This is a genomic window from Fischerella muscicola PCC 7414, from assembly GCF_000317205.1.
GTDB classification, from domain to species: domain Bacteria; phylum Cyanobacteriota; class Cyanobacteriia; order Cyanobacteriales; family Nostocaceae; genus Fischerella; species Fischerella muscicola.
Genome location: NZ_AJLK01000188.1, coordinates 1 through 16,382, shown reverse-complemented (window position 1 = coordinate 16,382; position 16,382 = coordinate 1). Strand labels below are relative to the sequence as shown.

The 16,382-nt window shown below is 40.5% G+C and carries 12 protein-coding genes and 1 pseudogene; 3 read left to right on the top strand and 10 right to left on the bottom strand.

Annotation, left to right across the window (positions count from 1 at the left end; genetic code table 11):
* Nucleotides 1-126: 126 nt before the first annotated feature.
* The 8 genes and pseudogenes from UYI_RS0129210 to UYI_RS0129175 all read right to left on the bottom strand — a co-directional run bounded on the left by UYI_RS0129210 (nucleotide 127) and on the right by UYI_RS0129175 (nucleotide 9,538).
* Complete coding sequence (locus UYI_RS0129210) at nucleotides 127-1,167, bottom strand: glycosyltransferase family 2 protein (protein ID WP_016870233.1); 1,041 nt, start codon at nucleotides 1,165-1,167, stop codon at nucleotides 127-129.
* A 458-nt stretch (nucleotides 1,168-1,625) separates the two neighbouring features.
* Nucleotides 1,626-2,837, bottom strand: a complete 1,212-nt coding sequence (locus UYI_RS0129205; RefSeq protein WP_016870232.1) for a glycosyltransferase — start codon at nucleotides 2,835-2,837, stop codon at nucleotides 1,626-1,628.
* Nucleotides 2,838-2,978: 141 nt separating this feature from the next.
* On the bottom strand, nucleotides 2,979-4,163 hold the full coding sequence (locus UYI_RS0129200) for a glycosyltransferase family protein (protein WP_016870231.1): 1,185 nt from the start codon (nucleotides 4,161-4,163) through the stop codon (nucleotides 2,979-2,981).
* A 182-nt stretch (nucleotides 4,164-4,345) separates the two neighbouring features.
* Nucleotides 4,346-5,593 (bottom strand): glycosyltransferase family protein, encoded by a 1,248-nt coding sequence (locus tag UYI_RS0129195; RefSeq protein ID WP_016870230.1) that lies wholly within the window; start codon nucleotides 5,591-5,593, stop codon nucleotides 4,346-4,348.
* Between the two features lie 53 nt (nucleotides 5,594-5,646).
* Nucleotides 5,647-6,408: pseudogene (locus UYI_RS33680) on the bottom strand (UDP-glucose dehydrogenase family protein); the annotation flags it as partial.
* 332 nt (nucleotides 6,409-6,740) lie between these two features.
* Nucleotides 6,741-7,100 carry a response regulator transcription factor gene (locus tag UYI_RS0129185; RefSeq protein ID WP_016870228.1) on the bottom strand — a complete coding sequence of 120 codons (360 nt, stop codon included), beginning with the start codon at nucleotides 7,098-7,100 and terminating at the stop codon, nucleotides 6,741-6,743.
* 226 nt (nucleotides 7,101-7,326) lie between these two features.
* A complete protein-coding gene (locus tag UYI_RS0129180) occupies nucleotides 7,327-8,004 on the bottom strand; it encodes a response regulator transcription factor (RefSeq protein WP_016870227.1) in 678 nt (225 codons plus the stop codon).
* On the bottom strand, nucleotides 7,982-9,538 hold the full coding sequence (locus tag UYI_RS0129175; protein WP_016870226.1) for a sensor histidine kinase: 1,557 nt from the start codon (nucleotides 9,536-9,538) through the stop codon (nucleotides 7,982-7,984). The genes UYI_RS0129180 and UYI_RS0129175 overlap by 23 nt, the downstream gene beginning before the upstream one ends.
* A gap of 408 nt (nucleotides 9,539-9,946) precedes the next feature.
* On the opposite strand from UYI_RS0129175, the gene UYI_RS0129170 reads away from it, so the two are divergent.
* Nucleotides 9,947-10,768 (top strand): SirB1 family protein, encoded by an 822-nt coding sequence (locus UYI_RS0129170; protein WP_016870225.1) that lies wholly within the window; start codon nucleotides 9,947-9,949, stop codon nucleotides 10,766-10,768.
* A 203-nt stretch (nucleotides 10,769-10,971) separates the two neighbouring features.
* Here the strand turns inward: UYI_RS0129170 and UYI_RS0129165 are convergent, their stop codons facing one another.
* On the bottom strand, nucleotides 10,972-11,415 hold the full coding sequence (locus UYI_RS0129165) for an SRPBCC family protein (protein WP_026086249.1): 444 nt from the start codon (nucleotides 11,413-11,415) through the stop codon (nucleotides 10,972-10,974).
* Between the two features lie 467 nt (nucleotides 11,416-11,882).
* On the opposite strand from UYI_RS0129165, the gene UYI_RS0129160 reads away from it, so the two are divergent.
* Both UYI_RS0129160 and UYI_RS0129155 read left to right on the top strand, forming a co-directional pair.
* A complete protein-coding gene (locus UYI_RS0129160) occupies nucleotides 11,883-13,538 on the top strand; it encodes a mechanosensitive ion channel (protein WP_016870223.1) in 1,656 nt (551 codons plus the stop codon).
* Nucleotides 13,539-13,776: 238 nt separating this feature from the next.
* Nucleotides 13,777-14,664 (top strand): aspartoacylase, encoded by an 888-nt coding sequence (locus tag UYI_RS0129155; RefSeq protein ID WP_016870222.1) that lies wholly within the window; start codon nucleotides 13,777-13,779, stop codon nucleotides 14,662-14,664.
* A gap of 239 nt (nucleotides 14,665-14,903) precedes the next feature.
* Here UYI_RS0129155 and argH read toward each other — a convergent pair whose 3' ends face one another.
* Nucleotides 14,904-16,289, bottom strand: a complete 1,386-nt coding sequence (gene argH, locus UYI_RS0129150) for an argininosuccinate lyase (RefSeq protein WP_026086248.1) — start codon at nucleotides 16,287-16,289, stop codon at nucleotides 14,904-14,906.
* Nucleotides 16,290-16,382: the final 93 nt, after the last annotated feature.

The following is a 16,382-nucleotide window of genomic DNA, read 5'->3' as shown; positions in this document are numbered from 1 at the left end:
AAAGTTTAACCACCATAGAATGAGATGGGGAGGTGGGGGGATGGGGGGATGGGGAGGTGGGGTGATGGGGAACTCGGGGTCCCCTCTGGGGATTAGGGGCAGTGGGGTGATGGGGAGAAGCTAATTTTATATTCTCCTCAAGATTAATGGTTGGGAGAATTCTAAATTGCTGTAACTTGTATGATTTTGGGTGTAGCGATCGCTTATATATTGGTTTAACTTCTTTTCCAGCGACATCGCCCATTTTTCCAACCATAGAGGGTTTGTTCCTAAGGTAAGGCGATGCAGTAGGGGTTTCAAGAATGCTTGGTGGCGGCGATGTCCCATCCGCTTGTAGCGTTTTTTGAAGTATTTGTCCTTAGTTGTCAGTTGCCATTTTTGGGCAAAGTGTTCTAAACTGGCGATTTCCCAAGCATCACTCCAGCGCAGCATAAAGAAGACAAGTTCTGGTATTTGTAACTTCAATCCTGGTACGTAGGTAACTACCGAGGCGGGTTCACAATAAATCCTGCCTCCAGCGTTAGTTACAGTCAGACAAAAATCAATATGTTCCCGTGTACTTAGCAGTCCTTCATCTAAAAGTCCAATCTGCCCAAAAATTTCAGTGCGGACTAACATACAATGAAATTCCGCAAACTCGCACTGTTGACGGTGCAACTGTTCACGCACCTCAGCAACTTTGCGATTAACGAAGTAATGTTTTTCATGTACTCTTCGCTTCGCTTCGTTATTTTCTTGGGTTTCAACTACAATGTGTGCTTCACCACCCGCTAAGTGGATAGTCTCTCCCAAAGGTTCACCAATGCAGGTAAGGGGACAAACAACAGTCGCTTTTGTTTCTTCAGCGCACTGGAGTAAATGGTCTAGCCAACCCGGATTCACAATCACATCATTATCAATGAATATCACATACTCAGTCTTAACTTGATGTAAACCCAAATTACGGGCTTGGTTAGGTGAAAGGTAATACTCAGTGCGAATCAAATCAAATTCTTTCTCGCGCGCCTGTTCCTCAAGATAGTCAGCAATCTCAGGTGGGGAATTACCATCTACGTAAACTAGAGAAAAAGGTACATGAGTATGTTCATAGATACTTTCCAGTGATTCGCGAGTGTAGCTAAAACGCTCACGTTGAGAAACAATTATGGTAACTTGTGGCTTGTTCATAATGTTTGTTATTAGTTGGTAGTTAATTGTTGGTTGTTGGTTGTTGTACCAGACGTGCCATAGCACGTCTGTACATTGGTTAGTGGTGAGTCCAGCCCCCCAAAAAGGCGGTTCCCGTCACGTAGACACGTAGACGCGTAGACAAAGAAGCGGTGAGGGGGTCGCAGTCTTGGACGCCACGTGCTACAACTCTTGGAACCCCCAAGGGCGCAGTGGCGCAGCTTCCCGTCACGTAGACGCGCTCATAGGCTTAAGGTAAGGGTATGCGAACCCCCGTAGACGGGCGAAGCCCGGCTTCTCGTACGCCGTAAGGCGTTCCCGTAGGGTAGAGTACCCGGAGGGCTTGGTGCAGGTAGCGGCTTAAGGCAGGGTAGTGGCTTAAGGTAAGGGTAGGGTTAGTGGTTACTTGTTCTTTAAACTACTTACTCCTCACACCCCTCACACCCCCATCTCTGCAACTAAACGAGACTAACTTCAGGTAAAGTTGCTGTTGCCGATGTCGTTAAAACTTGTTGGTAAATATCTATCCAGTTTTGCTTTTCTATAGATGGGTGAAGCTTTTGTTGTGCTTTGATTTTTGCTGCTGCACCCAGCTGCTTGCATAACTGTGGTTGAATAGCTAAAGATAGCAGTGCTGTTTTTAGTTCAGCGCTACTACCAGGATTGACAAGTAAACCATCGACGCCATCTTCAAGAATTTCACCAATAGCATCTACTCTAGTGCCAACAATGGCACAGCCAGCTAACATTGCTTCTAGAAGTGCATTTGGACACCCGTCAGTTAGTGAGGGAATGGCGAAAATATCTAAATGTGGTAAATAAGCTAAAGCTTCTTGCCGAGTGGTAATACCTGTAATGCGTAGGCGAGAACCCAAACAGCATTGTTTTAATTCTTGTTGCCAATATTTTCGTTCTTTCTCTACAAAGTTACCAATCAGCAACAACGTCAAATCGATTTCCTTGATTAACTCACTACAAGCATCAAGAAGAAATTCTATGCCTTTCTTGTCACGAAATCTGCCACTAGAACCGATGATAATACCCGACAACTCGGAAACGAGAGGAGGGGTGCGGAGTTTGGTGAAATTAATTGGTGCGATTGAGTTCCAAAAAACAGAAGACTTTAATTTTACACTAGGAGCGATCGCATTCGCTCTTTTGCGTAAGTCTTGGCTGACAAATGTCACCCAATCCGAGTTTTCTAAAACCCATGCTATCTGAGCATGATTTTTAGGATTAAAAATATGTTTGTGTAAGTCAGCACCCCGGACGCTATTAATAACTGGCAAGTCATTTTCTTTGGCTAAAAGTGTCGTTACATATCCTGTTTCATTGAGAAAAAACGCATGAAATAAATCAAAATTATATTGATGATGTAGAAAATTTAACTGAAAATAAATATCACTGAAAAAATCTTGAATTTCTTGTAAATCATCACGTACAGCTGATTTGATGCGATGTACAAACACCCCATCTTGAAATCTTGTTTTACAGCTTGCTCGTCTTACACTTCCGTCATCTACTAGCCGTTGCTTAGAGCGAAAAACTGCAACATGAACTTCATAACCGCTACTAACTAACATCTGGGCAATACGATGCACCGACTCACCGACACCGCCTATATCTGGAGGGTATTCCAGTGTAGTAATACAAATTGTTTTTTTGTTCATGATTTTTACCAAAATCTCTTTTCTCTAAATCCTCTGCACCTGATTTTTCATTTGAACAATGACCAATAACAAATAACCAATGAAAAATGAAAAATGACAAATGACGACCATAACGAGTTCACATTAATTGTGGCGACATACTTAAGCAATTTTTTCTTTATAGACAAAATATTTTAAAATTTTTGCTGTATTTTCCACACCATTAAAATCGAACTTAATTTTATTTATTTGCTTTTCTAAGTAACTGATTATCCTCCAAGCAAAGATGTCAGGTTGCAAATCTTGAGGATAAATTGTCTTCACAACTCCTAGTGCATTTAACTTTTTGGCTCTAATAGTTTGTTCTTGATCGTTGTTGCCAGTGAAAGGAAGAATCATAGCTCGTACACCCGTTGTTAAAATATTGAGTGTGGTGTTGTAGCCAGACATGCTAATAGATAAGTCTGCTTTTTGCATGTAATTTAACAAGTAAGGCGTATAGCGACGAATGCGAAGATTATTGCTATTTTCCTTTAGCGTTTGCAATTCCTGAAATTTTTCGTCTGGCATAAATGGCCCCGTAAAAACTTGAATATTATGGGGAATTATTTTCTCTAGTAATGGCGCTGTCTTCACCACACAATCCAATAATTCATGACCAAATCTACCACCACCGACACTGACTAAAATCAAAGGTTGGTCAGATTCAATAATTTCCTTATCTTCATCACTGAAAACAGGATTTTCTGATGGTTTTTGTACCACATATCCAGTATAGTAAACTTGACAATTAAGGTCTTTAATTCGAGAGAACGTTTCTTCTAATGGTGCAAGTTTTGGATCGCCATGAACCAATAGTAAGTCAAAATATTGATTTATGAGTTTACAGACTTTTTCTTCATGTCGAGCTTGATTTTGTTTTGTAACTACAATATCTCTGAGACTGCAAACTACTTTAGTAGAAGATTGACTTGCTTGCACTCTTTCTAATAAAGGAATTAATTCAAACGAGAAGCGCCTTCTACCAAAAGGAAATAATTCTATCATTAAAATATCTGGCTGGAATTTGTCTAATATTGACAGCAGCAAATTTTTTCTAATTTCTTGAACTTCTGTCAGCGTAAAAGCATTATCTACCACTTGTAATTCTTTAAATTCCGGGTCTGTTTTAATTGCTGGTAAATTAATGACTTTAACTCCTGAGGGAACCTGAAACTCTGGAATAACTTCACCGCCATTAATAAAACAAATATGAAAATCTTCAGTTAAACCGCGTACAATCTCCATGCTACGCACTAGATGACCCATGCCCAAAATATGTTGGCAGTAGAACATTAACTTTTTCATAATCTTTTTCCAACACTGATAAATTTTTGAAGATAAATCTCATCTAAATCCACAAAAACATGTAGAAACAAAACCCATAACTTATCAACCACAACCAGTCACAAACGAACAATCCATCTGTGTACCCTGCACCGAAGCCGCGCTTGGGCGCGTCTACATCTGTGTCCATCTGTGTTCGTTTATCAAATAATTATTTTTCCAGCCAAAATACTCTGTGAAAATCTTTCCAAATACAAAACTTCTCGTTCATAAATTAAAGTTTTATTTGTAAAAATACTTTTAATTAAACTAGCAATCCTATCTAATCCACCTAAATCAACAGTATTATTCACTTGAGTATTTACTAATTGTTGCTGTACCTGTTGCATTAAGACTGATGGTGTCAGATCATGAGGATGAATTGTCTGGAAGCAACCAAATTCATACATTCTCTGTGATCGCATAAACTGTTCTTGGGAGGGTTTGATTCGCGGTATCACCACAGCAGGTTTGTTCGCCGAAAGAATTTCGCACACTGTGTTGTAACCAGCCATCGATACCACTACATCCGCTACCGCCAAATAACTCATCAACTCATCGGTAAATTCATACATCTGCACCTGTGGATAGGTTGTTGCCACCTGATACAATGCCTGTCTATGCTCTATCGGCATCTCTGAACCGCAAATAATTAGACTTTTGATGTTGTGTGCATCCGCTAGTAATTTCAAGCCTGTGAGATAAGTATGAATTAGCTGATAACCGTCTTCTCCCCCACCAGGAGTAACTAATACAAGCTTTTGATTAGAACTTAGCTGTAACTCATCTCGCACTTGTTCAGGTTGCTTGCATCCCTGCGGTTTCCGGATATAGCCACAAAAGTGTGCTTTCTGGATAACCTCAGTTGGAAACTCATATTCCTGTGGTAGATGAAAAATTTCTGGTATCCCAACAATCAGCAACAAGTCATAAAACTTTTTAACCGCTTCATAGTAACCATGTTTGTGCCATTCTGCGATCGTTTTTGCTGGCGTGTCGAGAATATCTCTTAACAGAAGTACAAAGCGAGTTTGTGGTAACTTTGCTTGCAAGTAATCTAGAGTAGGGGCAAGTTCATTTTTAATCCCGTAGGGTTTCTTATCTACCAGCACCAAATCCGGCTTATAATTAACGGCTGCTGATAGAATCAAATCCGATCGCATCTTTACTGTTTCATCGATGTCTGTACCCAAGTACTTAGCAACTAAATTATTTGTTTCTCCTCGATTGATACAAGGAAGCTTGATGTAGTCAAGTCCTTTGGGTAGGCGAAACCCGTGTAGTATCGGTGAACCAGATATTAGTAAAATAGACAGTCCCTCTATTTCCCTCAATAGATGTTCGCAAATAGCTAGCATTCTGCGAATATTACCCAAACCGAATGTGTCATGGGAATAAACCAGCAGTCTCATTGTTCAGATCCTCTTTAGTGCAGGTGCAAGAGATACTAAGAAACAGCCAAGATGGCAACGTAAGTAACATCAGCACCAACGCGATCGCAGATGTTGGCTATTTCGTTAATAAAACTAATCTTGGTTGCCAGAAAGGCATTAGCAGCATATTTAATCATCTCTGCGGATGCTAAGTCTGTTATTACCATAGGCACGGGAGGTAATAAATAATTATTAAATGTAAATTTGCGCTCAACGATTGGCGCATACAGTTTTTGCATCATGGCGATCGCTTTGGGGCTATTGCTACCTAATACAATGCGATCGGGATTAAATGTGTCGTAAACTGCCGAACCTTCCCGGAGAAATTCAGGGTTACTAACAACATCAAAGCCTGTAATATCTTGCTGGCGTTCAGCAACACCATCCATGATAATGCGCTGTACCCAATTCCCAGAACCAATGAGAACGGTAGACTTGTTCACAATGACTTTGTAACCACCATTAAGATTGCTGCCAATACCACGAGCAACGGCTTCTACATAGCGAGTGTCACTCTCGCCACTGGGTAAGGCTGGAGTACCAACGGCAATGAATATAATCTCGCCATGTTCTACACCGACAGCCAAATCTGTTGTGAATTGCAGCCTTCCCGCCTGCATATTGGACTGCATGATTTCTTCCAGTCCCGGTTCAAAAATAGGCGACTTTCCAGACTGCATTAATGAAACTTTGGCGGTATTGTTATCCACACAGATAACACTGTGTCCAATCTCTGCCAGACAAGCTCCAGTTACTAAGCCAACGTATCCAGTACCAATGACACAAACACGCATGGCGTCAATCCTCGAAAATGATAAAAAACTACTGAAGCTGTGAGAAAAACAGATAATTAATTCCTCACCTATACATAGACTCACAATTAGTGATTAATTCTTTATGAATGTTTTATGAGAAGTTTTTCATCAAAAGAAGTTGATATGATAGTGGTTATTGGTTAGTGGTTAGTGGTAGTTCACCAAATTGATTTTGATAGGTCGGCCAGATCCCCGACTTTTTTAAAAAAGTCGGGGATCTGACGCCTCGCAAGCTGTCAAAACTTGTGTGGTAGAGTAGTAGTTGGTTGTTGATAGTTAATTACAATTGACCATTGACTATTGACCATTGACTATTGCCCCAACTGTGCCCGAACTCTTGTTAAGAGGTCGTTAAAACTAAAGGGCTTAGTAATGTAGTCATTTGCACCAGCAGCCAAAGCAGCTGCTTTATCTCGTTCATCGTTGTTAGCAGTGACAATAATAATAGGTCGCTTTTCTCCTCGGCTTCGCAGTTCACGCAATACTGTAAGACCATCTATTATTGGCAATCCTAAATCAAGTAGTAGTAAATCAAAATCGCTACTTTCAGCCATGAAAATTGCTTGTTCGCCGTCTACTGCCACTATAGTAGTAAAACCATTTTTGCGAAGTCCTTTTTCAACAAAGGCAGCGAGGCGAACCTCATCTTCCACGATTAAAATCTGGGTCATTTAACCAAATTCTTCGGATGCATTTTGTTTTAGACAAAGTCTGAGAAAATTTAGCCATGACCAATATATAGCTTTAGGAGTAAAACTAGAGCTGATTTTTAAATTATTAACCTAGACACTCATGTGATAAATCACACAACGAGGGCATGAAAATTTAACTCCTCCTACACCCCTACACCCTTACACCCCCACACCTCTTTTCAATACAGGCGATCGCGAGTTGAGGTCATTCATTATTTAACCGTAATCGATAGCCCATACCTCTGACAGTTTCAATCAGGTCACTACCTAACTTTTTACGTAGATAACCTACATACACATCCACAATGTTAGAACCTGGGTTATAATCGAAACCCCAAACCCGGTCTAACAGTTGTTCTCGACTCAAGACTTGTCCTGGATGACGGAAAAAAGTTTCTGCTAACGTAAATTCCCGTGCTGGTAAATCAACAGTGCGACCATCTACTTTGATTCTACGAGTACGCAAATCGAGGACTATATTACCAACTCTGAGGCTCGTGTCATTGTTAACTGCGGACACAGTACTACTGCGTAATCTTACCCGCACTCTTGCCAATAGTTCTTCAAAGCGAAAGGGCTTAGTAACATAGTCATCAGCACCGCTTTCTAATCCTGCTATTTTATCTTTGATGTCATCACGGGCAGTCAAAATAATAATCGGCAAGCTTTCGCCTTGTCCGCGTAAATCTTCTATGATTTCTATACCATCTTTTCCAGGTAATCCTAAATCTAAGATGAGTAGGTCAAATTCGCTCCCTTGAACCATGAGTACAACTTCATTGCCATCTGCAACAACCGCAGTCGTAAAACCATGAGAACACAAGCCTTTTTCTAAAAAGGAGGCTATACGAGGTTCATCTTCAGCGATGAGAATGCGATGCATCGGGTACTTCCTCTTGTGGTGGTTCCACCGGTAAGACTATAGTGAAAGTAGAACCGAAACCTAATCGGCTACGAAGCTTTACTGATCCATGATGGGCTTGGGCGATCGCTTGCACAATTGATAACCCTAATCCTGCACCTTCCGATCTACGACGGCTATTGGTAGCACGGGCAAAGCGTGCAAAAATTCGTTTTTGGTCAGCTTTGGCAATGCCTTCCCCGGTATCTTTAACCCAAAAATGGACTCTGCTTCGATTAATTGCTGAGCCTATAGAAATTGTATCAATTGATAATGTATGTTGAGTAGCATTTTGTGCCAAATTCATAACTGCCTGAGTTAGCCGATGCCGATCTACTATTATCTTGCCTTTACCAACGGCTTCCAACTGCCAATTGCGGTCTGCTAGTGCTTGTGCCTTAAGAAATAATTCCTGTGTAAAGGAATCCAAATCAACTGTTTCCAACTGTAAAAAATCTGGACGTTCTGCTTTGGCCAGCAAAATCATATCTTCCACAAATCGGCTCATGCGGTCTAATTCATCCAGTACCAAAGCAATAGTTTCCTGCACTTCTTCAGGGTTATCACCCATTAATTCTAAGTGTCCCCGGATAATAGTAATTGGTGTGCGGAGTTCGTGTCCGGCGTCGTTAATAAAGTCGCGTTGACTGGTAAAGGCAGCTTGCAGACGATCCATCATTTCATTAAAGGTGATTGCTAACTCTGCAATCTCACCCTTACCTTTGACTGGTAAGCGTTGATTCAAATCAGACTCACTAATGGAGCGAGTTGTCACCATCAGTAAACGCAAAGGAGCCAAAATTCTTCCGGAGATCAGCCAAGCAAATATTAAAGCTACGATCAACACTACACTGCTCAACTGTACGATCACAGAGACAGCTTCTAAAACCTCTCCGCGCTCCCCAGCTGTAGTATGAGCAACTACAAATACCCCCAGAGTTTTTCCATTGATTTTGACTGGTTCAGTAATATAGATTATATTTTCTATAGTTTTGTCTGAAACTGATTTTTCTCCTTGTTCTGGTTGGGTTAGCTTAGCCCAACGCTGCATTAACTTTGAATCTTTTGCTAAGGGATCTGGTCTAGCACTCGGACTTGATTTGTAAAACTTTTCATTGACAAAAGCAATTAAATGTGTATCATCTTCTGGTAGTTGACGAGAGAGAAAAACATCAAAAAAGTCTTCTAATTCTTCTTGAGAAGATGGAGGCTTGAGTTGTTCGTCTACCTTTATATTCCTAGACTCCTCTATCTCCTCTCGCACTTCCATGTCTTTTTCATAGATTACTTTTTTAAATGTTTCCATCTTTTCTGCCAGTTCCCTACGAACTCTTGTGTCCACCCTGGCATACAAAACCTCACGAAATGTTGGAATAAAGATAATAAAGATGAAAATTGTAGATAAAATGTACCAAAATAGAATGCGAGTCTGGACTGCCCAAAGAATCCCCCTAGTGGGGTGAAAAAATTTGTTTTTTGCTGTATCTTCTCTGTTTCTACTTGGAGTTCTATGCATGATTTAAAAATAAATAATAAGCATAATTAAATAGTTACTAGTTATTGATTTTTGGACATTTGTCATTGGTCTATTATCAATAGTTAGTAGTTAGTGGTTAATAGGTAGACACGATTAATCGCGTCTGTACAATAGTGGTTAGTGGTTATTCCCCTACTTCTCACACTCCCCACCTCCGTGTTTATTTTTTAATTATTTTCTCCTCTAAAAAAGGAGGGGATAGATAAAGATTGTCTATAGTTCCTCTTCTGTTTGGTTCATGATTTTCATACCTTAGATAGATGCTTATTATTTATTTTTCTGCATCAAAATATTTGCAAATCTAGCTAATATCTTTAATATTAAATATAGGTATCACCACCTCACAATATTCAACCTGAACTGTAAACCCATACTCGGCATAAGCTTATGAATATCTCGTCAGCGCGGCAATATTTTTACCAGGAAATTCAGCAGCCTGATGAGTATATAGATTTAGCAAGAGCAGCTTTATATATTGCTCAAGAAGAATATCCTGAGCTTGACCCAGAAGAATATATCAATAGTCTGGATACGATGGCAACAGAATTAGAAGAACGCTTGCCAGCAGAGCGTTATCCTTTGCGAATCATCCAAACTATTAATCAATATCTCTATAACGATTTGGGATTTACAGGAAATAAACAAGAATATTATGATCCCCGCAACAGCTATTTGAATGATGTGATTGATCGCCGCCTGGGAATTCCGATTACCTTAGCGCTAATATATCTAGAAATTGCTCGACGGATTGATTTTGCGATGGTAGGCATAGGAATGCCAGGACATTTCCTCATTCGTCCTGACGTTTCTGATATTGAGATTTTTGTGGATACCTTCAATAAAGGTGAGATATTATTTCCGCAAGATTGTCAAGAAAAATTGACTCAAATATATCAGCATCCTGTGACTCTGCAACCAGAATTTTTAGCATCGGTGACAAACAAACAAATTTTGGCAAGAATATTAACAAATCTTAAATATATCTACTTGAATAAACAGGAATTAGAAAAAGCCTTAGCAGCAGTAGAGAGAATTTTATTATTATTTCCTGGCTTCGCCTTAGAAGTGCGCGATCGCGGTCTTTTATGCTATCAACTCGGTCGCTTCTCCCAAGCAGCCAATGACTTAGAAACTTACCTAGTCAAGACCCCAGAAGCCCAAGACGCCTACATGATTCGGCGATTACTAACTCAACTTGGTAGAGGGTAGTCAATTGTCATTTATCATTGGTTAGTGGTTAGTAGTTAGTGGTCAGTGGTTAGTGGTTAGTGGTTAGTGGTTAGTAGTTAGTGGTCAGTGGTTAGTGGTTAGTGGTTAGTGGTTTACTACTCCACCCTTACCTTAAGCCGCTACGCGTCTACACACTCCCCCCACCTCCCCATCACCCCATCACCCCATCACCCCACCACCTCTCACTCCTGCTGTATTTCCTCTGCTACAAGCTTCAGTCGGCGTAATTGGGCTTGCATGTCTTCTTTTGTCCAGTTTTCAGCAAAGGTTTTAAAACCCCAACTCACCAAAGGGTTGGGTATCTCAAATTCAAAGCGATTGAGTAGGCGTGTTCCTTTTGCTTGTGGTTGACATTCCCAGCGATCGCGTCCTTTAAAAAAACCCTCAAACCCCCAAACAATCAAACCTGGTTTTCTTTCGACAACAGTACTCTTCAATGTCGGTTTAATTAAAGGTATTTGAATCACAAACCGACTGTGACTACCAACATCGGTACTCCACTCACCTACAGGTTCGCAACGCAATACAGGATTGAGCCAACGGTGCATTAAAATGCGATCGCTAATACAGCGTTCCACAACTGCGGCTGAGGCATTAATATCTATTGATTGTTCAAAAACTTCCATTGCAGACATTTCACTTAAGTTCTTATTATATCTGCACTCAGAGTAACGCAAATTGGGGAGTGTGGGGAGTGTGAGGGGTGTGGGGGGTGTGAGGAGTAGGGGAATAACCACTAACCACTAACCACCAACCACTAACCACCAACAAACAACAAGCAACTATCAACAACCACAAATGATTAGCTATTAACTTTTGACCAATAATTAATCAAAGATGACCAATTTAAAATAATTGTATTTGTCAATACTAGTCAACTACAAGTAGATAGATGTTTTAATTTGCTTTTTTCAATAAAAAACAAAAAATTATCACAAAGAATGCTTGAGATCAATTGCGTGTAAAATTGACAGTTAAATTCAAACGTAAAACACTACGAAGTTATTGGCATGTGGAATTGTCCAGGGCAATCTACTCCAAAAGTATCTACGGTGTTTTCTGCGATCAAACTTAACTTTAATACCGAAAAACCATGAATACAACTTGGCAAAATATAACTCAAGTGATGGGAGCTGGTTTGTGGATTAGGGTAGAAACATTTTTAGCACAATCGCCTACATTACCACCACAAGACGCTGGATTCAACACTTATGTGCAAAACTCTTTCCAACAGATAGGTGCATTTCTGCCTCGATTGCTGGGAGCAGTATTAATTTTGTTGGTTGGCTGGTTGATTGCTGCTGGTGTTGCTGCTGTGACGCGAGGGATTCTCAATCGCACGCAAATCGATAACCGCATTGCCGCTGGCGTAGTTGGACATGAAGATAGCAGCAGCGAACTTCCTCAAGTAGAAAAATTGATTTCTAACTTGGTATTTTGGGGCATTCTACTGCTAACACTAGTTGCCGTTTTGGACATACTGGAATTAAGGGTTGCTTCTCAACCGCTTAATACTTTTCTCACTCAAATTGGTGACTTTTTACCCAGATTAGTGGGTGCGCTGATTTTTGCAGCAGTTGCTTGGTTAGTAGCTACTGTTGTCAAGCTAATCACAATTAGAGGACTGCGGGCGTTAAGAATAGACGAACGTTTAAACCCACCAGAAGATAGCACTACTACTCAAAATCAATTGCCTCTGAGCAATACAATTGGTAATGCTCTGTATTGGTTCATCTTTTTACTATTTCTGATTCCAATACTAGATACTCTGGGGTTACAACGAGCGCTACAACCAGTGGAAGCACTGGTGACAGAGATTTTGGCGATTCTGCCGAACATTCTCGGAGCAATCATTATTGCCGCTGTTGGTTGGTTTATCGCGACTGTTGTCCAACGGATTGTCACAAATTTACTCGCAGCAACAGGAATTGACAATTTAGGAACTCGATTAGGATTATCACGCGCTGCGGGAACTCAACCTCTTTCCAGAATCATCGGCACAATTGTCTATATTCTGATTTTGATTCCTGTAGCGATCGCTGCTTTGAATACTCTGCAAATAGCAGCGATTTCAGTGCCGGCAATCGCGATGTTGCAACAAGTTCTCAATGTACTTCCGGCAATCTTTACAGCAATCGCCATTTTAATTATTGCCTATTTCTTGGGGCGGTTTGTGGCAGATTTAGTCACCAACATTTTGACCAGTATAGGTTTTAACAATATTTTGTCTGTTTTGGGAATATCACCACCCCCCAGACGGATTGTGATTCCCGCAGAAGAACCAACAACACCAACTCCTCCCAGCCGCACCCCCTCGGAAATTGCGGGCATTATTGTATTAGTTGGGATTATGCTATTTGCGACTGTGGCAGCGGTGAATATCCTCAATATCCCTGCTCTAACAGTGCTAGTAGCTGGTATTGTTGTCGTACTCGGACGGATTTTGGCTGGAGTGATTATATTTGCTATTGGTTTATACCTAGCCAATCTAGCTTTTAACATTATTACCAGTTCCGGTAATCCCCAAGCGAGAATTTTAGGTCAGGTGACGCGGATAGCAATCATTACCCTAGTCACCGCAATGGCGTTACAACAAATCGGTGTTGCACCCGATATTGTGAATCTTGCCTTTGGCTTGCTATTGGGTGCGATCGCAGTGGCGATCGCTCTTGCCTTTGGTTTAGGATCTCGCGATATAGCCAGAGAACAAGTCCAACAATGGTTGGAATCTTTCAAAAATAGAGGTTAATTCAACTTGCAAGCACGTCATTAAACAACCCAAAACACTAATCTAGTACTAGAACTTGAGGTTATAAACCGGGTTTTTGTTACTGCAAAAACTCGGTTTATAGGTTTTATATTCCCACTATGATGCTTTAAAGGAGCAGCCTTTAACCATCACCAATATTAGGTAATATGCCAATTACCCATTACAGACTCAGGCGGATAATATAAGTATTCGAGCGAATATAATATAAATTAATCTTATGAATCAAATCAATCATGTTGCGATCGTGGGGGCAACTCACGGAAATGAATTTACAGGGGCATATCTAATCAAAAAATTTGAGCAGTTTCCTCACTTAATTCAGCGATCCAGCTTTAACATTCAAACTTTACTAGCAAATCCTGAAGCTTTTAAGGTTGGTAGACGTTACATTGATAAAGACTTGAATCGTTGCTTCCTTAATCAAGACTTACAAAATTCGACACTTTCTAGTTATGAAGACATTCGGGCAAAAGCTATTAACCAAATATTAGGGCCAAAAGGTAATCCTCAAGTAGATGTAATATTAGATTTGCATACTACAACAGCAAACATGGGGTTGAGTATTATCATAGGCAATCAACACCCTTTTTGTTTACAATTATCTGCTTATCTAAGTGCAATCAATCCTTTAGTAAAAGTTTGTTTGACAACAACAAATCTAGATAGTTCTTTACTTAAATCTCTATGTCAGTACGGTTTTGTAATTGAAGTTGGCCCTGTTGCTCAAGGTGTTTTAAATGCAGATTTATTTTACAAAACAGAGAAGCTTATTTATACTATTTTGGACTATTTAGAAGCATATAATCAAAATTCAATTTCATCAGACAATCACACATTGACACTTTATCAAAGCATCGGGACTATCGATTATCCCAGAAATAACTTAGGAGAAATTCAGGCGATGATCCATCCCCAGCTTCAGTTTAGAGATTATGAACCTCTTCATCCTGGTGAACCAATATTTCTGAGCTTTGAAGGTCAAGATATTAATTATGAAGGAGAATCAACTGTTTATCCAATTTTTATTAATGAAGCTGCTTACTATGAGAAGGGAATTGCCATGTGTTTGACTCAGAAGCAGGAAGTGAATTTGAATTGGGAATAGGAGATACAGGTAAGTAGTTCATCAGTGAGCCTCTATCATGGAATGTCGAACACAGATGCACACAGATAAACACAGATGGATTATGGGTTTGGTGTTAAGTTAATCCCCGATACCTATTTTCAAGACAGGCAATCATGCCATGACTTTTGCAAGATATCTATTGTTTAGTCTGATAATATTTATCTAAATTATTTTAAATTGTTGGTTGTTCCCAATACCAAACAACCAACAGCAGCAAACTATTCAGCAATTAGATTACGGGCATTAGATAATGCTATTCTTACCTGCTCAAAACCTGTACCACCGTAGCTATTGCGGGCTGCAACTACTTGCTGAGGAGATATTGCTTCGTAAATGTCGGCTGCAAATGCTGGATGAAGTTGTTTCCACTCTTCCAAGGTTAAATCTTTGAGGAGTTTGCCAGCAGCAATGCTAGTTTTTACTACTTTGCCCACAAGGTTGTATGCTTCTCGAAATGGTACACCTCGTGCTGCTAGATAATCTGCTACATCGGTAGCATTGGAAAAGTCTTCACATACTGCTTGTGCTAAACGTTGTGTACGAAATTCCAGACCTTCTCGTAACAAAATTGTCATTGCTTCTAGACATGCTTTGACAGTTTTAACACTGTCAAATAAACCTTCTTTGTCTTCTTGTAAATCTTTGTTATATGCCAAAGGTAGTCCCTTCATAATTACCAACAAAGCTTGGAGATGACCAAAGACACGCCCAGTTTTACCCCGCACTAATTCTGGAACATCAGGGTTTTTCTTTTGAGGCATGATGCTGGAACCAGTTGCACAGCTATCTTTCAGGGTGACAAAACCAAATTCTTCAGATGCCCAAAGAATGATTTCTTCTGAAAGTCGGCTCAAATGAACCATAATTAAGCTGGCAGCACACAAAAATTCGATCGCAAAATCGCGATCACTCACTCCATCCAAGCTGTTAGCATAAGCGCTATCAAAATGCAATAGTTGGGCTGTATAATGGCGGTCAATCGGGAAAGTTGTTCCTGCCAAAGCACCACAGCCCAAAGGAGAAATATTCACTCGCTTCCAAACATCTCCCAAACGTTCCCAGTCTCGTTGTGCCATTTGAAAGTATGCCAACAAGTGGTGAGCCAAACTCAGAGGTTGAGCGCGTTGCAAGTGGGTATAACCAGGTATTAAAGTTTCAATGTGATTGTTAGCAATATCTAACAAGACACTTTGGAATTCTCGCAGTTGCTGACGAATTTGTTGGATCTGATCACGTAGGTACAATCTAGTATCTGTTCCTACTTGATCGTTACGGGAACGACCTGTGTGTAACTTTTTACCTGCATCACCAATAATTTCCACTAGACGATGCTCGACGGCAAAGTGTACGTCTTCTGCTTCAATACCGGGGTTAAACATGCCTTGACGATATTCTTGCCGGATTTGTTCTAAACCAGCAACTAATTGCTCTCCTTCTTTTGGAGAAATGATACCGCATTTAGTTAGCATCTGGGCATGAGCAACAGAGCCAGTCAGGTCATATTCTATTAACTCAATGTCAAAACTAATACTTGCATTAAAATGAGCGATCGCAGGATGCAAGGCTGATTCAAACCGCTGGCTCCAAGTTTGCTGTTCAGTCATGTTCAGGGGCTGGGGATCGGAGATGGGGGGGATGGGGGGATGGGGAGATGGGGGGGCTAGGGGTCCCCACTTTTGTGGGGTTGGGGGGCAATG